Raw genomic sequence first — 22,847 nt, forward strand, 5'->3', positions numbered from 1 at the left:
TTAAGGTCCATGGTAAGGTCCGGCGGGTATAGCCTGCCATTATCGGAGGCGGTAAAATTAAGAGACACTCGCGTTATCTCGCTCTACTTGCACTTGCAGTAGCAGTGAGTACCATACCATTTGGACAGATGGAATTTCTGGAATCCGGTCTGGAATCCGGTGGCGAAAAGATAAAGACAAAATCAGCATCCACCCCAAAGGTTGATGCGGCCTCAAAGTACAGGAAATACAGTAAGGTCTACGCCAAATCAAAGGAAAAGATAAAGAAGAAGTACAGGACAAAGGCAACCTACACCACAACAACAAAGAAGAAGTACAGCACAAGGGCTACCTATAAAACCACAAGTCACAAAAGGTACCGTACAAAGGCAACCTACACAACAACCTCCAAGAGGGCATACACCAGGGCAGCGAGTTCCGAAGATCTGGATGATCTCCAGGGCGACGAGGGACTTGAAAAACTTGCATCATACATCAACAGAAACTTCAACCATCGATCAGGAGGTCCTCACACCGCTGAAGGTGTCGAAAGGACAGGATACGGAGACTGCTGGGGGCTCTCTGACTGGTCAGCAAAGAAACTTGCTGCCAACGGCTACAAAGTTAAGGTAGTCCAGGGAGCCACATCTGCATCATCAAGACACAGATGGCTGCACGTATACTCTGAGGGAAGGTGGACAAGCTTTGAACCGTCACTGGTAACCAAACGTTATGGAAGTAAACATTATACTGCAACCTGTGGGCGCGCAACGACTGTTGTGAAAACCTACAACATGTAGTATAATGTTTACCACCTTTTTTATTCCCCAGCAACAATCTTCTAACCAACATTATACAACTACATAACTCTTTTATTCTCAGCAGCAATTTCCCTGAAAACCTGAAAACATTATAAATTCACTCTGCCCTCTCATTCCATAACAGAAGTTCCCAGCAGACAATCAAGGGATGGCATATTTTTATAACACATCAACCATACCTATGAACATCAGAATCATGCCGGAGGATTTGGAGTTGATGGAAACACCTATCGTCATACTGAATTTTAAAACCTACACTGAGTCCACAGGTAAAAGAGCCCTTGAACTTGCAGGTGCCTGTCAGGAGGTTGCAGATGAAACAGGCGTTAACATCGCGGTGGCACCCCAGCACATGGACCTGCAGCGGGTGGCTGAGGCCGTGGATATACCTGTACTGGCCCAGCACATCGACCCCATAGAGGCGGGGGGGCACACAGGAGGCGTCCTTGCAGAATGTGCCAGAGATGCTGGGGCAGCTGGCACCCTCATAAACCACTCAGAGAAGAGGATGAATCTTGCAGACATTGAGGGTGTCATATCAAGGATGAGGAAACTTAAAATGACCTCAGTCGTATGCACCAACAATGTGAGCACCACAGCGGCCGCAGCAGCCCTCAAACCAGATTTCGTGGCCGTTGAACCTCCTGAACTCATAGGGTCAGGCATACCTGTTTCAAAGGCAGAACCAGAGGTTATAACAGGAAGCGTCAGTGCAGTGCAGGATATAAACCCTGATGTCAGCGTCCTCTGTGGTGCTGGAATATCCACCGGTGAGGACATGAGGGCCGCCCTCGACCTTGGGGCTGAGGGTGTTCTTCTTGCCTCGGGCATCATACTGGCAGAAAGCCCAAGGGACGCACTTCTGGACCTTGTAAGCAAAGTGTGACGGTGATCCCGTGTCCTTCAAATTCAGAACCATGGATGACCTTGAGGTTGAGGGGAAAACTGTACTTGTGCGTGTTGACATAAACTCGCCGGTGGATCCCCAGAGCGGTGCAATACTCGATGATACAAGGATGAGGCTCCATGCAGAGACCATAAGGGAGCTTTCAGATAGGGGTGCCAGGACAGTCATAATGGCCCATCAGAGCAGGCCAGGAAAGAAGGACTTCACAACCCTTGAACAGCACTCCCATAAACTCTCAGAGATACTTGGAAGGCCTGTCAGGTACGTGGAGGATATATTTGGATCCGCAGCAAGGGAGAACATCAGAGAGCTCAGGAACAGCGAGATACTCCTCCTCGAGAATGTAAGGTTCTACTCAGAGGAGGTGCTTAAGAGGGCCCCCGAGGAACAGGCAGAGACACACCTTGTGAGGAAACTCACACCCCTCATTGATTACTTCATCAACGACGCCTTTGCAGCTGCCCACAGATCCCAGCCATCACTGGTGGGCTTTGCCCTGCGGGTACCGTCAGCGGCTGGCAGGGTCATGGAGCGTGAACTCAGAACACTCAGGAGTGCCCTTGAAAATGTTGAAAGACCCTGTGTCTATGTACTGGGTGGTGTGAAGGTGGACGACTCCATCATGGTCATGAAGAACGTCCTTGAGAATGGCAGCGCAGACCTTGTACTCACAACGGGCCTTGTTGCCAACATATTCCTTGCAGGCTGTGGTGTTAAAATCGGGAAGGTGAACATGGAGTTCATCAAAAACAGGGGCTACTGTGATTTCATAAAGGTGGCGAAGAAGCTGAAAAAGAGGTTCCCTGAGAAAATACTGGTTCCCATTGATGTTGCAATCAGCAGGGATGGAAAAAGGGTGGATGTACCCGTGAAAAAGATACCCAACTACCCTATACAGGATATAGGTATGGAGACGATAAAACTTTATGCTGAGAGGATACGTGAGGCCAGGACCCTCTTTGCAAATGGACCCGCAGGTGTATTTGAGAATCCTGACTTCAGCATAGGCACCGAGGATATACTCAACGCCATCTCCTCATCTGAGGGTTTCTCAATAATAGGTGGGGGCCACCTTGCGGCTGCGGCTGCTAAAATGGGCTTTGAGGATAAGATAGGGCACATAAGCAGTGGGGGCGGTGCCAGCATAAGTCTCCTTGCAGGTGAGGAGCTGCCTGCTGTGAGGGTACTTGAGGAGTCCGCGCCCCACTAACCCCATAATTGGAGGTGCTGAACCTCCCCTCCATGGTGCCCGCAGAAATCAACCACAAACTATATAAATGAGTAGTTACTAACATTGGAAATGCCTCGGTAGCTCAGTCTGGTGGAGCGCGAGACTTGTAATCTCGTGGTCGCGGGTTCAATTCCCGTCCGGGGCTTCCTAAGGGGACCATAGGGTAGCTTGGTCGATCCTTTGGGCTTTGGGAGCCTGAGACCCCGGTTCAAATCCGGGTGGTCCCATCCAAAAAGCTTAAATATACATCACCCCCAATGATGTATATCAACCCGCCTTAGCTCAATTGGCAGAGCATCGGACTGTAGATCCGAGGGTTGCTGGTTCAAGTCCGGCAGGCGGGACTTCACCAACAGTGTGAAAGCTTTAAATACTAGAAAAATAGAACTCATAACATGTATGTCATACAGCAATAGTAAAGTATATAAGCAGGTAACGAGAGAACACAATAATGCTCTCATTCTGGAGACCTGCCCTGGTGGTGTAGGGGCTATCATGCGGGCCTGTCGAGCCCGCGACTCGGGTTCAATTCCCGGCCAGGGCGTTCCTTCAGGGCCCGTAGCTCAGTCTGGCAGAGCGCTTGGCTTTTAACCAAGTGGTCGCGGGTTCAATTCCCGTCGGGCCCGCTATCTAATTTTACGGTGACTTTTTATCTGGAGGACTAAATTGTGAAGAGGGAAATCTTGAAACACCATCTGGTTCCGGAACACGTGGTTTTAAATGATTCTGAAGCAAAAAGGGTGCTGAAAGAACTGGATGCCCATCCAGAACAGCTTCCAAAAATAAAAACAACAGACCCTGTGGTGAAGGCCATAGGGGCTAAAAGGGGGGATATCGTGAAAATAATCCGTAAGAGTCCAACTGCCGAAGAATTCATTACATATAGACTCGTGCAGGACTAATTTTTTGGGGTAAACCGTAAGCTCATAATTCAATCATCTAATTTGTTTTGGAGGAAGTCCATGAAAAAAAGTGCATGGGGATTGGTAGACGCGTTTTTTGATAAATACGACCTTGTGGACCACCACATACATTCCTACAATGACTTCGTGAGTAACCGTATACAGGAGATAATCGACACAAGCGAACCCATAGAGCTGGAACAGGGAAAGTACCGTGTGGAGACAGGGAAGGTAAGCATAGAAAAACCCTTCATCAAGGAGGCGGACGGTTCAAAGAGCAAAATATACCCGACAGAGGCAAGGCTAAGGAATTTAACCTACTCAGCCCACATGAGCCTGGAGATGAGACTCATAAAGGAGGGGGGTCCTGAAACAGAATTCGAAAAGGTCTACATCGGTGAACTGCCTGTTATGCTGAAATCAGAGATATGCCACCTCCATGGCCTCAGCAGAAAGGAACTCACTGAAAAGGGCGAGGACCCTGCGGACCCTGGTGGCTACTTCATTGTCAACGGTTCAGAGAGATCAATCGTCACCATGGAGGAAATAGCCCCAAACAAGATAATACTTGAGAGGATAGGGGAAGAGGATGAAAACAGGGCCAGGGCAATAGTTACCTCTATAAGAAGTGGTTTCAGGGCCAGGATATCCCTTGAATACAGGAAGCCAAGGAAGAGCGGAGTGTTCCTCAGGATATCATTCCCCTACGTGCCGGGAGAACTCCCGCTTGTGATACTGCTAAGGGCCCTTGGACTTGCAACTGACCAGGACATCATAACAAGCATATCAGATGACTTCAACTACCAGATGATCGCAGCCGACGACATACAGGTCTCACTGGACAAGCTGAACCTCAAAAAGGATGAAATGGAGAAACTGGACAAGGAGGAGAGAAGGGAGTACCTTGTAAGGAGTGCCATAAGATACATCGGTAACCGTGTCGCCAAGGGCATGACCGAGGACTACCGGATAAAAAGGGCTGAGGATGTCATAGACCGCTACCTCCTCCCCCACATAGGAACAGAACCAGATAAGAGACTGGAGAAGGCGATATACCTGGCTGAAATGACCGAGATGCTCCTCCAGGTTATATCCGGTGAGCGAAAACCCCACGATAAGGACCATTACACCAACAAGAGGCTCAGGGTTTCAGGTGACCTCATGGAGGACCTCCTGAGGGTGGCCTTCACAAGTCTAAGCAGGGACATGAGCTACCAGCTTGAGAGGAGCCTTGCAAGGGGTAAGGAGCCCTCAGTCAAGCAGGCTGTGAGGTCAGACGTCCTCACAGAGAACCTCAAACACGCCATAGCAACAGGTAACTGGGTTGGCGGAAGGGCGGGTGTGAGCCAGCTCCTGGACAGGACAAGTTACATGGGTACACTATCCCACATGAGAAGGGTTGTCTCCCCCCTCAGCAGGAGCCAGCCACACTTCGAGGCAAGGGACCTTCACCCGACACAGTTCGGTAAGATCTGCCCCAACGAGACCCCAGAGGGCCCAAACTGTGGTCTTGTTAAGAACCTCGCCCTCCTTGCAAAGATATCCGAGGGTTCAGATGCCAGGGAGGTTGAGGAGGTAATCAAAAAAATGGGGGTTCTCAACTAATTTTTCCACCGGGAGGCTGTTAAGTGAGTAAAACCAAGATTTACATTAACGGGAAGCTTATAGGGACTTGTGAAGACCCTGAAGAATTCGTAGAGGAGATGAGGGAGAAGAGGAGATCCGGAGAGGTCTCCCCTGAGATGAACATCACCCATTACCCTGAAAACCATGAGATATACATATTCACAGACCCTGGAAGAGCCAGAAGACCCCTGATCATTGTAAAGGACGGCGAACCTCTTTTAAAGGAGGAGCACCTTGAAAAGCTTGAATCCGGGGAAATGGAATGGGATGACCTCATAAAGGAGGGCATAATAGAGTATCTGGATGCTGAGGAAGAGGAAAACGCCTACATAGCAATGAGTCCAGAGGACCTCACAGATGAACACACCCACCTTGAGATAGACCCCTCCACCATGCTGGGGATATGTGCAGGTATCATTCCATTCGCAAACCACAACTCATCACCAAGGAACACCATGGAGGCAGGGATGACCAAGCAGGCCCTTGGTCTATATGCATCCAACTATGACCTCAGGACAGATACGCGTGCACACCTCCTCCACCACCCCCAGGTCTCCATAGTCAAGACAAGGATAATAGATGTGACCGGCTACGATGAGAGGCCATCAGGCCAGAACTTCGTTGTGGCCGTAATGTCCTATGAGGGCTACAACATGGAGGACGCGCTGATACTCAACAAGGCATCCCTTGAGAGGGGACTTGCAAGGTCATCATTCTTCAGATCCTACGAGGCCGCGGAGCGAAGATACCCTGGCGGTCAGGAGGACCGCTTCGAGATACCTGAGAAGGGAGTAAGGGGCTACAGGTCAGAGAGCGACTACAGGCACCTTGACGAGGACGGCATAATAAACCCTGAGGCAGTGGTATCATCAGGTGACGTCCTCATAGGTAAAACATCACCACCAAGGTTCCTGGAGGAAATCGATGAGTTCGGAACAGTGGCGGAGCGGAGAAGAGAAACCTCAGTAACCGTGCGACACGGTGAAAAGGGAATAGTTGACGCTGTACTCCTAACAGAAACCGTTGAGGGGAGCAGACTCGCCAAGATAAGGGTGCGGGAACAGAGACAGCCCGAACTCGGTGACAAATTCGCATCAAGGCACGGTCAGAAGGGTGTTGTGGGCCTCATAGTATCACAGGAGGACATGCCCTTCACAGAGGACGGTGTTGTGCCAGACCTCATAGTGAACCCCCACGCCATACCATCAAGGATGTCAGTGGGGCAGGTCCTTGAGATGCTCGCAGGTAAGGCCGCATGCATGGAGGGCCGCCGGGTGGACGGAACACCATTCACCGGAGAGGACGAAAGGGACATAAAGAAGGCCCTCAGGGCCAATGGATTTGAAAGTGCGGGTGTGGAATCACTCTACAACGGAATAACCGGTGAAAGGATAGAGGCCGAGATATTCATAGGCGTGGCCTACTACCAGAAACTCCACCACATGACAACGGATAAGGTATACGCAAGATCAAGGGGTCCCGTGCAGGTCCTCACAAGACAGCCAACCGAGGGAAGGGCCAGGGAAGGAGGTCTCAGATTCGGGGAAATGGAAAGAGACTGTCTGATTGCCCATGGAGCAGCGCTCGCCCTGAAGGAAAGGCTTCTTGATGAATCAGATAAATACGAAGCACTGGTATGTACCGAGTGCGGTATGATAGCAATCTACGACAAGATAAGGGATAAGAAGTACTGTCCAATATGTGAGGACTCAGAGTCATTCCCTGTGGAGATATCATACGCCTTCAAATTACTCCTTGATGAGCTTAAGAGTCTATGCATCTTCCCAAAACTCATACTGGAAGACAAGGCATGATTACGGATTTGAGGGAATAAATCAAAGGAGAGAATACCTTGAGAGGAATTTTAAAGAAAATTTCCCAGATAAATTTTGGTCTCATGTCCCCTGAGGATATAAGGAAGATGTCCGTTACCCAGGTTGTGACACCGGACACCTATGACGAGGACGGGTACCCCATCGAGAACGGGCTCATGGACCCGAGGCTTGGTGTCATAGACCCCAGCCTCAGGTGCAGGACATGCGGGGCCAAGGGCGGTGAGTGCCCCGGGCACTTTGGAAGCATAAACCTTGCAAGACCCGTTATACACGTGGGATTCGCGGATACAATACACAAGATACTCAGGTCAATCTGCAGGAAATGCAGCAGGGTCCTGCTCACAGAGGTGGAGATTGAAGAGTACAGACAGCGGATACTTGAGGCGATGGAGAAGGAGGAGAGCCTCACACCCATAATAAAGGAGATATACACCGAGGCCAGACGCGAGAAGTGCCCACACTGTGAGGAGGAACAGGAGGAAATAAAACTGGATAAACCCGTCTCCATCGTAGAGGGTGACTACAAGCTAACACCCAGCGAGGTGAGGGAGAGGCTTGAGAGGATAACCGACGATGATGCACTAATCCTCGGAGTCAACCCCGAGGTCGCAAGGCCCGAATGGATGGTCCTCACAGTCCTTCCGGTCCCCCCTGTAACTGTGAGACCATCAATAACCCTTGAAACCGGTGAGAGGTCCGAGGACGACCTGACCCACAAACTCGTGGATATCCTCAGGATAAACCAGCGCCTCAAGGAGAACATGGAGGCAGGAGCCCCCCAGCTGATCGTCGAGGACCTCTGGGAACTCCTACAGTACCACGTGACAACCTACTTCGACAACGAGGCCTCCGGTGTCCCCCCTGCAAGGCACCGCTCCGGCAGACCCCTCAAGACCCTCGCCCAGAGGCTCAAGGGTAAAGAAGGACGGTTCAGGAGCAACCTCTCAGGAAAGAGGGTTAACTTCTCTGCCCGTACCGTCATCTCACCGGACCCAAACATAAGCATAAACGAGGTGGGAGTCCCTGAGATCATAGCCAGGGAGGTCACAGTACCGGTCTACGTTACAGAATGGAACATAGAAAAGATGAGGGAGTACATAGAGAACGGGCCCGACGTACACCCCGGGGCCAACTACGTTATAAGGCCAGACGGCCGCAAGATAAGGATCTACAACGAGACCAAGGACGTTGTCCTTGAGAACCTCAAACCAGGGTACATCGTTGAAAGGCACCTCAAGGATGGTGACATAGTCCTGTTCAACCGTCAGCCATCACTCCACAGGATGTCCATGATGGCCCATGAGGTCCGCGTCCTGCCCTACAAGACCTTCCGCCTGAACCTCTGCGTCTGCCCCCCATACAACGCGGACTTCGACGGGGACGAGATGAACATGCACGTATTCCAGACCGAGGAGTCAAGGGCAGAGGCCAAGACACTCATGCGTGTGCAGGAACACATACTCTCCCCCAGGTTCGGCGGTCCCATCATCGGCGGAATACACGACCACATATCAGGCGCCTATCTCCTTACAAGGAAGAGGGCTGTTTTCAGTGAGGATAAGGTTTTCCAGATCCTCAAGAAGGCGGGGCTGCCCCTACCTGACAGGAGGGGTCGTGACTGGACAGGTAAGGAGATATTCAGCATGGTCCTCCCTGATGACCTCAACATGGTCTACCGGGCCGAGATATGCAGGAAATGTGAAGAATGCCTGGAGATGGACTGTGAAAACGATGCCTACGTTGTCATAGAGAACGGAGAGCTGATATCAGGCGTTATTGATGAGAAGGCCTACGGTGCATTCGCAGGTAAGATACTTGACCATATCGTCAAGGAATATGGGACAGATGAGGCCAGAAAATTCCTTGACTCCGCAACAAAGCTTGCAATTGCAGGTATAATGCATGCGGGATTCACCACAAGTACCAACGATGAGGAGATCCCTGAGGAGGCCCGTGAAAGGATAGAGGCCCACCTGAAGAACGCTGAGGCAAGGGTTGACCAGCTTATTGAGGCCTACGAGAACGGAGAACTCGAACCACTCCCCGGTAGAAGCCTTGAGGAGACCCTGGAGATGAAGATAATGCAGGTTCTGGGTGAGGCCAGGGACAAATCAGGGGAAATAGCAGAGAGTTACTTTGACATGGATGAAAACCACGCGGTAATAATGGCGCTCACTGGTGCAAGGGGGTCAATGCTCAACCTCACACAGATAACAGCCTGTGTGGGGCAGCAGTCAGTGAGGGGTGGCCGAATAAGCAGGGGATACGACAACAGGACACTTCCCCACTTCAAGAGGGGTGAACTCGGTGCCAAGTCCCGCGGATTCGTACACTCAAGTTACAAGGAGGGCCTCGACCCAATAGAATTCTTCTTCCACGCCATGGGGGGAAGAGAGGGGCTTGTGGATACAGCTATCCGTACAGCCCAGAGCGGTTACATGCAGAGACGTCTTGTAAACGCCCTCCAGGACCTCACAGTCAATGAGGACGGAAAGGTCGTTGACAACAGAGGAGTTATAATACAGACGAGATTCGGTGAGGACGGCGTTGACCCTGCCAAGAGCGACTACGGGAAGATAGTGGACCTCGACAAACTCGTAGAGGAAATAAGGCTCAAATCAAAGGGGTAAGGTGATTCTGTGCAGGAAATTATAACTAAGATAGAGGATTACTCCTCAAAGAATGGGATCCTGCTTCCAGATCCTGTGGTGGAATATGTTGCCAGGATCGCTGAGGAGGAAAAACTGAAGGAAGCAGATCTTTATGAAATGGTGAGACTCTTCAGCAGGATCTCAGAGAGAAACAGGGGTCTTGAAGGAGACGATATCCTCGACGCAGTTGAGGACGAATACCAGCGAATCCTGAAGGTCCAGGAACTTGTTAAAAGGAAGAGGACGAAGTTTCCGCCGGGTCTCATTGAAGAAATAGCCGATGCAATGAAGAAACACAACCTCAGCGACGATGAACTGGACGAACTTATAAGAAGGGTCAGAAGGGCCTATGAGAGGGCAAAGGTTGAGGCCGGTGAGGCTGTTGGGACAGTTGCGGCCCAGTCAGTCGGTGAACCAGGTACCCAGATGACAATGCGTACCTTCCACTACGCAGGGGTGGCGGAACTCAACGTTACCCTGGGTCTCCCAAGGCTCATCGAGATCGTGGATGCCAGGAAGAAGATATCCACACCAACCATGAGCATCTACTTTGAGGGTGACCTCCGGTATGATGAGGAGTTTGTGCGCAAAAAGGCCAACAAGATAGGTAAAAGCACCCTCAACGATGTCCTCAAAAACTTCAGTATCCAGTACGCAGATATGGCAGTGGTTGCAGAACTGGACGAGGAGAAGATCCTTGAAAAACACCTCGAATATGATGATATAATAGCAAAGGTGGAAAAAACTTTTAAGAAAGTAGAAATAGATAACAGCATACTGAGATTTGAACCCCAGAAACCCACCATAAGGGAGCTCAGGTTACTGGCTGATAAGGTGAGGAAACTCCAGATAAGTGGAGTTAAAAACATAGGAAAGGTGGTTATCCGTAAAGAGGATGATGAATGGGTAATCCATACAGAGGGTTCAAACCTTGGAGCTGTTCTTAAAGAAGAGGGTGTGGATAAGGTCCGGACGACAACAAACGACATACACGAAATAGAAACCGTTCTGGGCATAGAAGCAGCGAGAAACGCAATAATACACGAAGCAAAAAGAACCATGGAGGAGCAGGGTCTCACAGTGGACATACGTCACATAATGCTTGTTGCAGATATGATGACTGCTGATGGTTCTGTTAAATCCATTGGAAGGCATGGTATAAGCGGTGAAAAGGCAAGCGTTCTTGCAAGAGCTTCTTTTGAGGAAACAGGTAAGCACCTTCTGAGAGCAAGTATCAGGGGAGAGGTGGACCACCTCACTGGTATCATAGAGAACATTATTATAGGACAGCCTATACCTCTGGGTACAGGTTCCGTTAGTGTTGTGATGAAAGAAAGAAAATAGGAGGCAGTAGATGGACATAGATAGAGGAATACGAGTCGCTGTAGATACTGGTAATGTTATCCTTGGATCAAAGAGGACAATTCAGAGCCTCAAACTGGGTAAGGGTAAGCTGGTGGTAATGGCCAGTAACATTCCAGAGGACCTCAGAGAGGACATAGAATACTATGCAGAGCTATCAGATATTCCAGTTTATACCCATGATGGCACCAGCGTTGAACTGGGATCTGTCTGCGGTAAACCCTTCACGGTGGGGGCGCTCTTAATCCAGGATCCGGGTGATTCAACAATACTGGAAATGGTGGGGTAGGTTGCTGTGACCATCAAATTTACCACAAACGAGATAAGATACATTGCACTCTTTGAGAGCATGACCGGTGCAATGGTGAAGGACTGCATTGTGGATGACGAAAACGGCAAGGTAACATTCCTTGTAAAAAAGGGTGATATGGGCCTTGCCATTGGTAAAAAGGGAAGTACAGTGGCCAAGGTTCAGAAGGCGCTCGACAAGGGTGTTGAGGTAATCGAACACTCCAGTGACCCCGTGGAGTTCATAAAGAACCTCATGGCACCCGCCAAGATAAGGAGCATCAGGATACTCCAGAAGGAAAACGGTGAAAAGATAGCCACAGTGGAAACCGATCCAAAGAATAAGAGAATCGCCATTGGACGCGGCGGACAGAACATTGAAAGGGCCAGGCTACTGGCCAGAAGACAGCACAACATAAGCAATATTATAATAAAATAAATATAGGAGGAATCTTATTTGCCAGGATTATTCGCAGCAAAAAAACTCAAAAGCAAGAGGCAGAAATTCAGATGGAAGGACACCCACTACAAGAGGAGATCACTCCGCCTTGATGTTAAGGCTGACCCACTTGAAGGTGCACCCCAGGCAAGGGGTATAGTGATTGAGAAGGTGGGTATAGAGGCAAAACAGCCAAACTCAGCAATAAGGAAATGTGTGAGGGTCCAGTTAATCAAAAACGGTAAGCAGATCACAGCCTTCGCACCTGGAGACGGCGCTATTGGTTTTATTGATGAACACGATGAGGTCGTTGTTGAGGGTATTGGTGGACCATCAGGAAGGTCCATGGGTGATATTCCCGGTGTCAGGTGGAAGGTTACAAAGGTCAACAATGTTTCCCTGCAGGAAATGGTTAAAGGGAAAATAGAAAAACCTGTGAGGTAATCCTTATGAGTCTAGTTTTTGATAAATGGGAACTGGAGGAAGTCAAGGTTGAGGATATGGGCCTTGCAAAGTACATATGCCTTGACAGCATCCTGGTTCCCCACACAATGGGAAGACACGTTAAGAGGCAGTTTGCAAAGTCAAAGGTTTCAATAGTTGAGAGACTGATAAACAAGGTTATGAGGACCGAGAGGAACTCAGGTAAAAAGAACAAGGCCTACAAGATAGTTAAGGAGGCCTTTGAAATCATAAGCCGGAGGACCAAGGAGAACCCGGTCCAGATCCTTGTCAAGGCCGTTGAAAACACCTCCCCGCGGGAGGAGACCACAAGGATCAAGTATGGGGGTATAGGTTACCAGGTTGCAGTTGACATATCCCCACAGAGAAGGGTGGACCTGTCCCTCGGATTCATAACCAAGGGTGCAATGCAGGCGGCATTCAAGAACAAGAAATCCATAGAGGAGTGCCTGGCAAACGAGATAATGCTGGCTGCAGAGTATGACACAAGGAGCTTTGCAATCCAGAAGAAGGAAGAGAAAGAAAGGATAGCCAGATCCGCACATTAAACTTACAGGTGGTTTTAGTGAGCAGACGTGCAAAAATGATTAGCAAGATTAAGGAGCTCATGTACCAGCCGGAATACATCCGTAACATCGGTATAGTGGCGCACATCGACCATGGTAAAACAACCCTTTCAGACAACCTCCTGGCTGGTGCAGGGATGATCTCCGCTGAACTGGCAGGGGATCAGCGTTTCCTTGACTTCGACGAACAGGAACAGGCAAGGGGTATCACCATTGACGCCGCAAACGTTTCAATGGTCCACTCCTATGAGGGAGACGAATACCTCATCAACCTCATAGACACCCCGGGTCACGTGGACTTCGGGGGTGACGTTACAAGGGCCATGAGGGCTGTGGACGGCGCCGTTGTGGTGGTGTGCGCAGTTGAGGGTATAATGCCCCAGACAGAAACGGTACTCAGACAGGCCCTCAAGGAAAATGTGAGGCCCGTCCTCTTCATCAACAAGGTTGACAGGCTCATAAATGAACTCAAACTGGACGCCAGTGAGCTCCAGGAGAGGTTCATAAAGATCATTGCCAACGCAAACAAACTCATCAAGAACATGGCCCCTGAGGAATTCAGGGACAAATGGCAGGTCCGTGTGGAGGATGGAAGCGTTGCCTTCGGTTCAGCATACCACAACTGGGCCATAAACGTCCCGATAATGCAGGAGACCGGTATAAACTTCAACGACATCTACAAGTACTGTACGGATGACAACCAGAAGGAACTCGCCCAGAAGGTGCCCCTCCACCAGGTGCTCCTGGGAATGGTGGTTGAGCACCTACCAAGCCCTGCCAAGTCCCAGGCATACAGGGTGCCCATAATATGGTCAGGGGACCTTGAGAGCGAGGAAGGACAGGCCATGCTCAAAACAGACCCTGAAGGTCCCCTTGCGGTTATGGTTACAGATGTCAGTATAGACAAACATGCAGGGGAAGTCGCAACCGGACGTGTCTACGGTGGTACCATAGAGAAGGGAAGCGAGGTCTTCCTTGTTGGTTCACACAGCAAGGCACGTGTCCAGCAGGTCGGTGTCTACATGGGACCCGAGAGGGTCAACACCGACAAGGTTCCTGCAGGTAACATAGTCGCAATAACCGGTGCCAAGAACGCTGTTGCAGGTGAAACCATCTGTGACACAGGAAGAAAGATAAAGGCCTTCGAGGGTCTCGAACACATATCAGAACCCGTGGTTACAGTTGCAGTTGAGGCCAAGAATACCAAGGACCTTCCAAAACTCATAGAGGTCCTCAGACAGGTTGGTAAGGAGGACCCAACGGTAAGGGTTGAGATCAACGAGGAGACCGGTGAGCACCTCATATCAGGTATGGGTGAACTCCACCTTGAGATCATAGCCTACAGGATAAACGAGAAGGGTGTTGAGATAGAGACCTCAGAGCCCATAGTGGTTTACAGGGAAACGGTTTCAGGAACCGCGGGTCCAGTTGAGGGTAAATCACCCAACAAGCACAACAGATTCTACATAGAAATTGAACCCGTCGAAGAATCAGTGATGCAGGCGATACAGGAAGGTAAGATAAAGGAGGGTCGCGTCAAGGGTAAAGAAGCCGCTAAGGACTTCATAGAGGCCGGTATGGATAAGGAGGAGGCCAGAAGGGTCTGGGACGTCTATGAGAAGAACCTCTTCATCAACATGACCCGTGGTATCCAGTACCTTGACGAGATAAAGGAACTACTCCTTGATGGTTTCGAAAGTGCAATGGACAACGGCCCCATCGCCAAGGAAAAGGTTATGGGCGTTAAGATAAAGCTCATGGACGCCAAGATCCACGAGGACGCAGTCCACAGGGGTCCGGCCCAGGTCTTACCCGCCATAAGGAAGGGTATATTCGGTGCCATGATGTCTGCCGAGCCCACGGTGCTTGAACCCATACAGAAGGTGTTCATCAACGTGCCCCAGGACTACATGGGAAGCGCAACCCGTGAAATACAGAACAGGCGCGGGCAGATCGTCAACATGACCCAGGAGGGTGACATGGTAACCGTTGAATCTGTGGTGCCTGTGGCAGAGATGTTCGGATTCGCAGGTGATATCAGGTCAGCCACCGAGGGTAGATGTCTCTGGTCAACAGAGAACGCTGGATTCGAGAAACTGCCAAATGAACTGCAGCACACAATAATAAGGGAAGTGAGGACCAGGAAGGGTCTAAGTCCTGAGCCATACAGGGCGGACCACTACCTGGGTTAACCCCATTAAACTTATATAATTAAAAGGAATATAGGAAATTACCTTAGACAAACAACACGTGTAGGTGTTGAATCTAGATCAGGCTAAATCATCACATATGGAGGTATAATATGGCTAAAGAAAAAGAACACATGAACCTGGCGTTTATTGGACACGTAGACCACGGAAAATCCACACTAGTGGGACACCTGCTCCTCCAGGCAGGGGCAATCGCCGAGCAGCAGCTGGCTGACGGTGAGGACAAGTTCAGGTTCGTCATGGACAGGCTCTCCGAAGAAAGGGAAAGGGGAGTTACAATCGACCTTGCACACGCAAAATTCGAAACAGACAAGTACGAGTTCACCATCGTGGACTGCCCTGGACACCGTGACTTCGTTAAGAACATGATCACAGGTGCATCCCAGGCAGACGCCGCAGTCCTTGTGGTTGCAGTTGACGACGGTGTAATGCCCCAGACCAAGGAGCACGTCTTCCTATCAAGGACACTGGGTATAAACCAGCTCATAGTGGCCATCAACAAGATGGACCTTGTCAACTACGACGAAGAAAAATTCAACGCCCTCAAGGATGAGGTTGCAGCCCTCATCAAAACAGTCGGTTACAAGCCAAGCGACGTTGAATTCATACCACTCTCAGCCTTCGAGGGTGACAACATAACAACCAAGAGCGACAACACACCATGGTACAAGGGTAAAACACTCGTCGAAGCACTCGACGACCTTGAGGCACCTGAAAAACCCGTGGACCTTCCGCTGAGGATACCCATACAGGACGTCTACTCCATCACAGGTGTGGGTACAGTCCCGGTTGGACGTGTAGAGACAGGGGTCCTCAAGAAGGGTGAAAACGTCATATTTGAACCAGCAGGTGTCAGTGGAGAGGTTAAATCCATCGAAATGCACCACGAGATGATCGACCAGGCAGAACCCGGTGACAACATAGGTTTCAACGTAAGGGGTGTCGGTAAAAACGACATCAGAAGGGGAGACGTTGCAGGACACCTGGACAACCCACCAAAGGTTGCCAAGGAGTTCACAGCACAGATCGTCGTTCTTCAGCACCCTGGTGTCATAACAGTCGGTTACACACCTGTATTCCACTGCCACACAGCACAGGTTGCCTGCACATTCCTTGAACTTGTGCAGAAAATGAACCCTGCAACAGGTCAGGTTGAAGAGGAAAACCCAGACTTCCTCAAAACAGGTAACGCTGCTGTCGTGAAGGTCAAACCAACCAAGCCACTGGTCATTGAAAAGATAAAGGACATCCCACACATGGGAAGGTTCGCCATAAGGGACATGGGACAGACAGTGGCTGCTGGAATGTGTATAGACCTTGTACCAGCAAAATAAACCCCATCCCTTCCCTTTTTAAAGGAGGATTCAGATGCACAAAGCAAGGATTAAACTCACAGGGACAGACCCTGAAAAACTGGCATACGTCTGTGACCAGCTGAAGAAGATCGCTGAGAGGACAGGCGTGGACATGTCAGGCCCAATACCCCTCCCAACCAAGAAACTTGTTGTCCCAACAAGGAAATCACCTGATGGTGAGGGAACCGCAACCTGGGAGAAATGGGAGATGAGGATCCACAAGAGACTTGTGGGTATAGAGGCCGATGAAAGGGCAATGCGTCAGGTCATGAAGGTCAATGTACCTGACAACGTCAGCATAGAAATAGAACTCAAGAGTTAACTGGGGTGCAAACCCCTATAACCAAATTCAGGGACCAAAAACTATATAAATAAGAGTTTATCAATCTCTTTTATCTGATGCTGCCGGGATAGCCTAGCCAGGTAAGGCGCGGGACTTGAGATCCCGTGGAGATTCTCTCCGCCTGGGTTCAAATCCCAGTCCCGGCGCTTAAAAACCTTTTTCTAAAACTAATAACTTATTCTGCCGGGATAGCCTAGCCAGGTAAGGCGCAAGACTGGAAATCTTGTGGAGCCATGCTCCGCCTGGGTTCAAATCCCAGTCCCGGCGTAGAATAAGGATTTAAAATATAGGAGGAAGAGACCGCCTTGAGGGTGGCGGTCTGGACCCTTAAAAAAAGTAATCAGGTGTTTTCATCGGGTTTCTTTTTATTCAGATCCTCAGAAGGCCTTAAAATGAGGGGCTTCTCATCAATTGCCCCTGAGTCATGCACCACACACTCCCCTATTCTTTCTCTTATTGCATTGGGATCCTCAACATCTACCATGTCAACAAGTTCCACCTGCCTTCGGAACCTCTCTATGGCCTCATCAGGCATGTTCTCTATGTAGGGGATGGCGCCGGTGGCCCCGATTATCCTTCCGGTTTCTCCATCAACCCCGTTGCTGTGGAGGGCCTTCATGGTCTGGCCCGTGATGTGACCCATGACCTCTGCACCGCATACAAGGAGGAATCTGAGGTTGGGGTTTGCAATTACATTACCAACGACCTTCTCTATTCCAAGGTTCTCTGTGTGCAGTGGACCTGAAATCGCTGCGCCTGCCCTTACAGGCTCATCTTCCATGTGGGACCCGAGGGTGACAACCGCAACCGGACTTTCGGCATCACCAACCACATAGTCCCCAACTATGTGGGGCCAGTCCTCGGGTACCGGTTTCTTGTCAACCATTACAAACACCTCTTTAACCATCAGTTAATTTTTAACTTATGGTTAAAGTTTAACTTGTAGTTAAAAATATATAAATCTTCCGGTAAAAGTGTTTTAAAGCCGCAGAACAGATATCCTACAGATACAGAAAAGGTGAATCAAGATGGCCCCGACTTCCAGGAGAGAACGTGAAAGGCAGAAAAGACAGATGCAGATAATAAGGGCTGCTGAGAAGGCATTCTTTGAGAGGGGCTACGACAATGTGACCATGGATGAAATAGCAGAAAGGGCAGAGGTCAACAAGGCACTCCTCTACTACTACTTCAAAAATAAGGAGGCCCTTTTCTTCGCCGTTAACCTCTACGGTGTAAGAATACTCCACAGAATGTACTCAGAATGCTCAGGACTTGAAACAGACGGTTACGGCAAGGTGAAGGCCATGGTGGACGCCCTTTACAGATTCTCAAAGGAACATCCGGACTACTTCAGGATATACTGCTACAGTGGCACAGAGAGATTTGAGATGAGCGAAACTGAGGATGCAAGGGAGATAGTGAACCTCCGCACAGGGATGTGGCGGCTCATGGTTGAGGCAATCATAGAGGGTATGAATGATGGCAGCATCCGAAGTGACCTTGACCCTGTTGAGCTATCCATATACATTCATACACTGGCCATAAATTCCCTCAACCTCGACCTCACATCAAGGATGGTTCTTGAGGCCAGAGAAATCGGGAGGGACAGATTCTGGAGGGACCTTGAGATATTCCTTGAATCGGCCCTGAAAAATCAGGAGCCAGAAAGCAGAGACCCATGAATAGCAGCCGCAACATAAATAACTATATAAGGTTTTAGATACAATCTGTATTTAAAGTAACGATAATATGTGAGGAAAAGAATGAATATGGATGATGAAGCTAACTTTGTGATAATAGATAACAGTCAGGAAGATAAAAAGAATCTTGGACTCCTCGTGGATGGTCCAAACATGCTCAGAAAGGAATTCTGCTCAGACCTTGACTTTGTTAAGAACCTTCTGGTTGACAGGGGAAACCTCAGGGTGGGTAAGGTCCTCCTCAACCAGTATGCCTCAGATAAACTTATCGAGGCAGTTGTAAACCAGGGCTTTTCTCCCATGATAGTCGCAGGGGACGTGGATGTCCAGCTTGCAGTGGAGGCCTTTGAACTCATACATAACCCCCACATTGATGTGGTTGCACTGATGACCCGTAATGCAGATTTCCTCCCCCTGATAAACATAGCAAAGGAGAACGGGAAGGAAACCCTTGTTATAGGTGCAGAGCCCGGGTTCAGCATAGCACTCCAGAACTCGGCAGATGACTCCATAAAACTCATAAGCGAAGGTGTCTGATGGTGTACCAGAGAATACTGATACCCACTGATGGCTCAGATGACGCCAGAAAGGCAACAGAACATGCATTCAGAATTGCTGAAATGAGTGGTGCAGATATCCTCGGGATAAGTGTAGTTGACACATCCTACAGGAAGGTCTGGGATGAGGATATCAGCAGACGCATTGAAAGGATACTCAGAAAACAGTCAGAGAAGGCAATATCCATCCTCAAGGACGAATTTTCATCAATGCAGAAAAATGGTAGAATGAAGGAGTGCAAACTCGAAACCCAGATACTTGAGGGCAACCCTGCAGAGGTTATCCTTGAGACAATGGAGGACGAGGATGTGGACCTGGTAGTCATGGGCAGTTCAGGTAAACACGGGCTTGACCGCATAATATCTGGAAGCATAACACGAAAGGTTCTGAAATCTGCAGAAACCCCCATACTGGTCGTTGGTTAAATACGTGAAGGTGATTCAATGATAGGAAAAAGGACATTAAGTGATGAGAAGCTGGCGCTTATAACCTTCAGCGGACCCCTAAGCAAAACCCCTGAACTTATTGAAGAGGTGAGGAATTTCATCTCATCAGAGGGACTTGAAATAGCCGGTGACCCCCTGGTGATATTCTACACAAGCCCCCTCAAGGAAGATGGCCGATATGATGCAGGAATACCCGTAAAGGGCGAATCAGAGGGTGCAGGTGACATTAAAGTTGTTACGATCCCCGAACACGCCGTTATATTTAAAGAATACACTGAAAATCGAAATGAAGCCTATGAGGAGCTCATAGCTTACGCAGAGAAGAACGGAATTGACATAATAGGGGCCCCACGGGAGATATACCGTGAAAAGGTAAGGGAAATACAGTTCCCTGTTATACTATAAGGGAATTCCCTGTTTATTGATTCACTGTTCTTCTTAAGTAAAATGCGGTTCATGATTTAACTGCATTTCCATGACAAAAATTCAATTCCTGTTTTTTTCGAGGATCTCCCTGAAGGAGTCAATGACATACTGAACCTGCTCATCAGTCATTCCATAGACACTGCACTTGAACCACTTGGTCTGACCCCTCTTTATACCGACTATTTTCCTCTTTTTAAGTTCCTCGTAGAGGAAGAAACCCTTTCTGGGATGTGAAGATGCGATATCGTGGAATACAGGGGTTTCAAACCTCACAAGGTCATGTTCCTTGGGCCTCTTACCAATCTGCCTTATACCTCCCATCTCCTCAAGTTCAGAGACAAGTCTCCGGGTTTTTCTAATCTCATCGTCCCACCGGGAAACCCTCTCCACAACGTGCGGAAGGGAAGCCATGAGGGTGGCAAGCGGTGCTCCACGTGATGTACAGCCCAGCATCTCAATCTCCTTCTTCTCATGCCTCCCTGACCTTCTGAGGAGGGTGTCCTCCCATTCAGACCTCATCCCCAGAACACCTATCGGTCCAGAGGCAGCCATGCTCTTGTGCCCGCTTCCAACAACAAAGTCCGCTCCTATTTCTCTGAGTTTAACAGGAAGACGACCCATGGAATAGGCGCAGTTCAAGAGGAGGGGAACACCCATCTTTTTGCATATCCTGGCCACCTCCTCTGCTTCGGTGAGGTTACCGTAATTACCATCCACATGTGTTAGAACCGCAAGTTTAACATCATCCCTGTCAGCGGTCTCCTCAAGGACCTCCCTGTAGGCCTCAGGTTTTATCTCATAGTCAGGGTATCCAGTTGATGGGACCTCAACAATCTCAAGGTCGTTCCTCTCTGCAGCGAGGTGTGTTGTGTAGTGTGCGTTTCCATCTGCAACGATGGTATCGCCAGCCTCGCAGAGGGCATGCATCACCGCAAATTTACCCTCCCTTGCCCCATGAACTGTCCTTACAGCATCTGCGTCTATGAAATCTGCAAGGTCCTCCAGGAAACTGTTAACAGCCGGCCTTGTAACCTGGTCCAGTCTTCCAGCGCAGTAATCACAGACACTGTAGCCATCCCCAAATTCATAGAGGGCCTTCCTGGCGGCTGCAGGTAAAACACCGCCCCTCTGGAGGGGGTTGAGGTTGAGGTTGTCCCTCTCAAGTTCCCTTGTAATACCATAATCAGCGCATTCCATGATCAATCACCCAGTAAATCAATGATCCTCCTATAAACATGATCACGACTCTCAGGATCCACAACAAATACTCTTATGTCACCCCTCTTTCTTATACTTTGAACAAGTTTTCTGTGGACCGCTGCAACCACAGGAACTTCTGAATCCAGCGCCTCCTCCACAGCCCCCCTGAATCTCTCACTCTTAAGTTCCATTGGCGCTATCTCATCTATCAGAACGCAGTCATCCTCCTTCAAAGCCCTCATTATCGCCGGAACAGCGATTTCATCAATCACATCAACGTTTACACCGTACCTTCCAACCCGCGGCCCCCTGCTATCCACTGAGGCAAGAAGACCCCTCCTACCTGATTTTATATCCACGACCTCAAAGCCAACCCTTGATGAGCCTTCCCTTACCTCAGGGGTGAATATACTCCCAGTAGAAAAACCTGAAAGTTCCAGGCGATCCTTTATTCTCTCAATAAGGGTGCTCTTTCCGCTTCCAGGCCTTCCTGTGATTAAGATCTTCAATGAAATCCCCCTCAGATAAGGTTTTCAATACCCTCCTTTAGGGCCCATCGCCTTGCCTCTTCAAGTTCCTCCCTGGAGGGGTAGCGGTTCAGTTCAGGGTACCGTGATGCCCTGTATAGTGGCCTGTACTGGCCCATGATGTTCATTATGGTGTCCTTTCCAAGGTTATCTGCGACCCATGATATGATGGGTTTTGTGCAGCACTCAAGGTGGCCTGGAATCACCAGGTGCCTTATTATCATATCCTCCCCCCTTACTCTGAGGTGATTCTCTGATACGACCTCAAAGTAGTTCCTTACGCCGGCAAGTTTCAATGCACAGTCACTGTTGCCAAATTTGAAGTCGGTGAGGTAGAGGTCCACGATGCCTTTCAGGAGCCTCATGGATTCCTGTGAGAGGTACATGTTGCTGTTCCATACCACAGGTACACTGATGGATATTCGCCGGAGGACACGTAGAATGTAGGGTAGTGCGGGGGTCGGGTCTCCCCCAACGAAGTTGACGTTGGCTGAACCCATCCGCCTCCTCTCCTCTATGAGGGCCGCGAGTCGGTCCTCAGGGATGCTGACACCCACAGACGGGTTCTGTGATATGTCCCAGTTCTGGCAGAAGACACAGTTCATTGTGCAGCCTGAGAAGAAGATGGTGTGACTGGGCACCAGCGGTGCCTCTTCGCCGTAGTGGAGGAACTCCGATGCAACCCTGGGTGATGTAACACGGCATCTTCCAGGTTTCAGGTTACGATCAACACCGCATCTCCAGTGGCATAGTGAACATTTCCTGAGCATCCTATCTGCAATTTCAATTTTCAGATCAAGGAATGATCTTCTGCACTCCCCTGAACACTCAAAGCCCTTCTCTATTCTTTCATGTTCCCGCCAGAGTTCACTGGTATCTGACTCCCTGCTGAATGATGCTGGAGTGGCCTTTGCCTCAAGAAATCCTGCATCCTTCCTTCCATCCCTCACATCAAGGTAGTGGCCAAGAGCATCTTTCAGTGACATCTTAACACCGTCAACCCCACCAACCAG

Annotated in this window: 23 protein-coding genes and 7 tRNA genes; 26 read left to right on the forward strand and 4 right to left on the reverse strand. The window is 49.6% G+C overall.

Annotation, left to right across the window (positions count from 1 at the left end; all coding sequences use genetic code 11):
- The first annotated feature begins 128 nt into the window (after nucleotides 1-128).
- The 22 genes from QFX39_RS02180 (at nucleotide 129) to QFX39_RS02285 (ending at nucleotide 17,244) form a co-directional block, all read left to right on the forward strand.
- A complete protein-coding gene (locus QFX39_RS02180; RefSeq protein WP_300477044.1) occupies nucleotides 129-779 on the forward strand; it encodes a transglutaminase domain-containing protein in 651 nt (216 codons plus the stop codon).
- Between the two features lie 238 nt (nucleotides 780-1,017).
- On the forward strand, nucleotides 1,018-1,686 hold the full coding sequence (tpiA, locus tag QFX39_RS02185) for a triose-phosphate isomerase (protein WP_300477165.1): 669 nt from the start codon (nucleotides 1,018-1,020) through the stop codon (nucleotides 1,684-1,686).
- Nucleotides 1,687-1,696: 10 nt separating this feature from the next.
- Nucleotides 1,697-2,917, forward strand: a complete 1,221-nt coding sequence (locus QFX39_RS02190; protein WP_300477047.1) for a phosphoglycerate kinase — start codon at nucleotides 1,697-1,699, stop codon at nucleotides 2,915-2,917.
- A 92-nt stretch (nucleotides 2,918-3,009) separates the two neighbouring features.
- Nucleotides 3,010-3,083 (forward strand) — tRNA-Thr (locus QFX39_RS02195).
- Between the two features lie 7 nt (nucleotides 3,084-3,090).
- Nucleotides 3,091-3,165, forward strand: a tRNA-Pro gene (locus tag QFX39_RS02200).
- A gap of 44 nt (nucleotides 3,166-3,209) precedes the next feature.
- Nucleotides 3,210-3,282: transfer RNA gene (locus QFX39_RS02205), tRNA-Tyr, on the forward strand.
- Nucleotides 3,283-3,410: 128 nt separating this feature from the next.
- Nucleotides 3,411-3,482, forward strand: a tRNA-Asp gene (locus QFX39_RS02210).
- Nucleotides 3,483-3,490: 8 nt separating this feature from the next.
- A tRNA-Lys gene (locus QFX39_RS02215) sits at nucleotides 3,491-3,564 on the forward strand.
- A gap of 42 nt (nucleotides 3,565-3,606) precedes the next feature.
- Nucleotides 3,607-3,840, forward strand: coding sequence for a DNA-directed RNA polymerase subunit H (locus tag QFX39_RS02220; RefSeq protein WP_013296229.1), 234 nt, complete (start codon nucleotides 3,607-3,609; stop codon nucleotides 3,838-3,840).
- 60 nt (nucleotides 3,841-3,900) lie between these two features.
- Nucleotides 3,901-5,445, forward strand: a complete 1,545-nt coding sequence (locus tag QFX39_RS02225; protein ID WP_300477050.1) for a DNA-directed RNA polymerase subunit B'' — start codon at nucleotides 3,901-3,903, stop codon at nucleotides 5,443-5,445.
- A 23-nt stretch (nucleotides 5,446-5,468) separates the two neighbouring features.
- A complete protein-coding gene (rpoB, locus tag QFX39_RS02230) occupies nucleotides 5,469-7,280 on the forward strand; it encodes a DNA-directed RNA polymerase subunit B (RefSeq protein ID WP_300477052.1) in 1,812 nt (603 codons plus the stop codon).
- A gap of 38 nt (nucleotides 7,281-7,318) precedes the next feature.
- Nucleotides 7,319-9,931, forward strand: a complete 2,613-nt coding sequence (gene rpoA1, locus QFX39_RS02235; protein ID WP_300477054.1) for a DNA-directed RNA polymerase subunit A' — start codon at nucleotides 7,319-7,321, stop codon at nucleotides 9,929-9,931.
- A 9-nt stretch (nucleotides 9,932-9,940) separates the two neighbouring features.
- Entirely contained in the window at nucleotides 9,941-11,296 is a 1,356-nt protein-coding gene (gene rpoA2, locus QFX39_RS02240; RefSeq protein WP_300477057.1) for a DNA-directed RNA polymerase subunit A'', read from the forward strand.
- Between the two features lie 10 nt (nucleotides 11,297-11,306).
- Nucleotides 11,307-11,603: a 50S ribosomal protein L30e gene (locus tag QFX39_RS02245; protein ID WP_300477060.1), complete on the forward strand. Its 297-nt coding sequence runs from the start codon at nucleotides 11,307-11,309 to the stop codon at nucleotides 11,601-11,603.
- Between the two features lie 6 nt (nucleotides 11,604-11,609).
- The gene (locus tag QFX39_RS02250; protein ID WP_013296235.1) at nucleotides 11,610-12,041 is read left to right on the forward strand and encodes a NusA-like transcription termination signal-binding factor; all 432 of its coding nucleotides are present in this window, start codon (nucleotides 11,610-11,612) and stop codon (nucleotides 12,039-12,041) included.
- A gap of 18 nt (nucleotides 12,042-12,059) precedes the next feature.
- Complete coding sequence (locus QFX39_RS02255; RefSeq protein WP_013296236.1) at nucleotides 12,060-12,485, forward strand: 30S ribosomal protein S12; 426 nt, start codon at nucleotides 12,060-12,062, stop codon at nucleotides 12,483-12,485.
- A 5-nt stretch (nucleotides 12,486-12,490) separates the two neighbouring features.
- A complete protein-coding gene (rpsG, locus tag QFX39_RS02260) occupies nucleotides 12,491-13,051 on the forward strand; it encodes a 30S ribosomal protein S7 (RefSeq protein ID WP_300477066.1) in 561 nt (186 codons plus the stop codon).
- Nucleotides 13,052-13,068: 17 nt separating this feature from the next.
- Nucleotides 13,069-15,261 (forward strand): elongation factor EF-2, encoded by a 2,193-nt coding sequence (locus QFX39_RS02265; protein ID WP_300477069.1) that lies wholly within the window; start codon nucleotides 13,069-13,071, stop codon nucleotides 15,259-15,261.
- A 110-nt stretch (nucleotides 15,262-15,371) separates the two neighbouring features.
- On the forward strand, nucleotides 15,372-16,613 hold the full coding sequence (tuf, locus tag QFX39_RS02270) for a translation elongation factor EF-1 subunit alpha (RefSeq protein WP_147671537.1): 1,242 nt from the start codon (nucleotides 15,372-15,374) through the stop codon (nucleotides 16,611-16,613).
- A 34-nt stretch (nucleotides 16,614-16,647) separates the two neighbouring features.
- Entirely contained in the window at nucleotides 16,648-16,956 is a 309-nt protein-coding gene (gene rpsJ / locus QFX39_RS02275; protein WP_237779397.1) for a 30S ribosomal protein S10, read from the forward strand.
- Between the two features lie 82 nt (nucleotides 16,957-17,038).
- A tRNA-Ser gene (locus tag QFX39_RS02280) sits at nucleotides 17,039-17,123 on the forward strand.
- A gap of 36 nt (nucleotides 17,124-17,159) precedes the next feature.
- Nucleotides 17,160-17,244: transfer RNA gene (locus tag QFX39_RS02285), tRNA-Ser, on the forward strand.
- A 73-nt stretch (nucleotides 17,245-17,317) separates the two neighbouring features.
- Here the strand turns inward: QFX39_RS02285 and mtrA are convergent.
- Nucleotides 17,318-17,863 (reverse strand): tetrahydromethanopterin S-methyltransferase subunit A, encoded by a 546-nt coding sequence (gene mtrA, locus QFX39_RS02290; RefSeq protein ID WP_300477078.1) that lies wholly within the window; start codon nucleotides 17,861-17,863, stop codon nucleotides 17,318-17,320.
- Between the two features lie 142 nt (nucleotides 17,864-18,005).
- On the opposite strand from mtrA, the gene QFX39_RS02295 reads away from it, so the two are divergent.
- From QFX39_RS02295 to QFX39_RS02310, 4 genes are all read left to right on the forward strand, one after another.
- Complete coding sequence (locus QFX39_RS02295; protein ID WP_300477080.1) at nucleotides 18,006-18,659, forward strand: TetR/AcrR family transcriptional regulator; 654 nt, start codon at nucleotides 18,006-18,008, stop codon at nucleotides 18,657-18,659.
- A gap of 81 nt (nucleotides 18,660-18,740) precedes the next feature.
- Nucleotides 18,741-19,214 (forward strand): TIGR00288 family NYN domain-containing protein, encoded by a 474-nt coding sequence (locus tag QFX39_RS02300; protein WP_300477082.1) that lies wholly within the window; start codon nucleotides 18,741-18,743, stop codon nucleotides 19,212-19,214.
- Entirely contained in the window at nucleotides 19,214-19,660 is a 447-nt protein-coding gene (locus tag QFX39_RS02305) for a universal stress protein (RefSeq protein ID WP_300477083.1), read from the forward strand. The genes QFX39_RS02300 and QFX39_RS02305 overlap by 1 nt, the downstream gene beginning before the upstream one ends.
- Nucleotides 19,661-19,678: 18 nt before the next feature.
- Complete coding sequence (locus tag QFX39_RS02310; RefSeq protein ID WP_300477084.1) at nucleotides 19,679-20,086, forward strand: GyrI-like domain-containing protein; 408 nt, start codon at nucleotides 19,679-19,681, stop codon at nucleotides 20,084-20,086.
- Nucleotides 20,087-20,167: 81 nt separating this feature from the next.
- Here QFX39_RS02310 and pscS read toward each other — a convergent pair whose 3' ends face one another.
- From pscS to QFX39_RS02325, 3 genes are read right to left on the reverse strand one after another with little or no spacing between them, the layout of a single operon-like run.
- Nucleotides 20,168-21,304: an O-phospho-L-seryl-tRNA:Cys-tRNA synthase gene (gene pscS / locus QFX39_RS02315; protein ID WP_300477085.1), complete on the reverse strand. Its 1,137-nt coding sequence runs from the start codon at nucleotides 21,302-21,304 to the stop codon at nucleotides 20,168-20,170.
- 2 nt (nucleotides 21,305-21,306) lie between these two features.
- Nucleotides 21,307-21,816 (reverse strand): NTPase, encoded by a 510-nt coding sequence (locus QFX39_RS02320; protein WP_300477087.1) that lies wholly within the window; start codon nucleotides 21,814-21,816, stop codon nucleotides 21,307-21,309.
- A gap of 11 nt (nucleotides 21,817-21,827) precedes the next feature.
- Nucleotides 21,828-22,820, reverse strand: a complete 993-nt coding sequence (locus tag QFX39_RS02325) for a radical SAM protein (protein ID WP_300477090.1) — start codon at nucleotides 22,818-22,820, stop codon at nucleotides 21,828-21,830.
- Nucleotides 22,821-22,847 lie beyond the last annotated feature (27 nt).

Source organism: Methanothermobacter sp. (genome assembly GCF_030055425.1).
Taxonomy (GTDB): Archaea; Methanobacteriota; Methanobacteria; order Methanobacteriales; family Methanothermobacteraceae; genus Methanothermobacter.

Excerpts from the sequence above, each read along its gene's own strand:
- QFX39_RS02245 (WP_300477060.1), top strand. The coding sequence starts at position 11,307 with ATGGACATAGATAGAGGAATACGAGTCGCTGTAGATACTGGTAATGTT.
- QFX39_RS02225 (WP_300477050.1), top strand. The coding sequence starts at position 3,901 with ATGAAAAAAAGTGCATGGGGATTGGTAGACGCGTTTTTTGATAAATAC.
- QFX39_RS02325 (WP_300477090.1), bottom strand. The coding sequence starts at position 22,820 with ATGTCACTGAAAGATGCTCTTGGCCACTACCTTGATGTGAGGGATGGA.
- QFX39_RS02300 (WP_300477082.1), top strand. The coding sequence starts at position 18,741 with ATGAATATGGATGATGAAGCTAACTTTGTGATAATAGATAACAGTCAG.
- QFX39_RS02295 (WP_300477080.1), top strand. The coding sequence starts at position 18,006 with ATGGCCCCGACTTCCAGGAGAGAACGTGAAAGGCAGAAAAGACAGATG.
- tuf (WP_147671537.1), top strand. The coding sequence starts at position 15,372 with ATGGCTAAAGAAAAAGAACACATGAACCTGGCGTTTATTGGACACGTA.
- QFX39_RS02180 (WP_300477044.1), top strand. The coding sequence starts at position 129 with ATGGAATTTCTGGAATCCGGTCTGGAATCCGGTGGCGAAAAGATAAAG.
- tpiA (WP_300477165.1), top strand. The coding sequence starts at position 1,018 with ATGGAAACACCTATCGTCATACTGAATTTTAAAACCTACACTGAGTCC.
- mtrA (WP_300477078.1), bottom strand. The coding sequence starts at position 17,863 with ATGGTTGACAAGAAACCGGTACCCGAGGACTGGCCCCACATAGTTGGG.
- rpsG (WP_300477066.1), top strand. The coding sequence starts at position 12,491 with ATGAGTCTAGTTTTTGATAAATGGGAACTGGAGGAAGTCAAGGTTGAG.
- QFX39_RS02310 (WP_300477084.1), top strand. The coding sequence starts at position 19,679 with ATGATAGGAAAAAGGACATTAAGTGATGAGAAGCTGGCGCTTATAACC.
- pscS (WP_300477085.1), bottom strand. The coding sequence starts at position 21,304 with ATGGAATGCGCTGATTATGGTATTACAAGGGAACTTGAGAGGGACAAC.
- rpsJ (WP_237779397.1), top strand. The coding sequence starts at position 16,648 with ATGCACAAAGCAAGGATTAAACTCACAGGGACAGACCCTGAAAAACTG.
- QFX39_RS02305 (WP_300477083.1), top strand. The coding sequence starts at position 19,214 with ATGGTGTACCAGAGAATACTGATACCCACTGATGGCTCAGATGACGCC.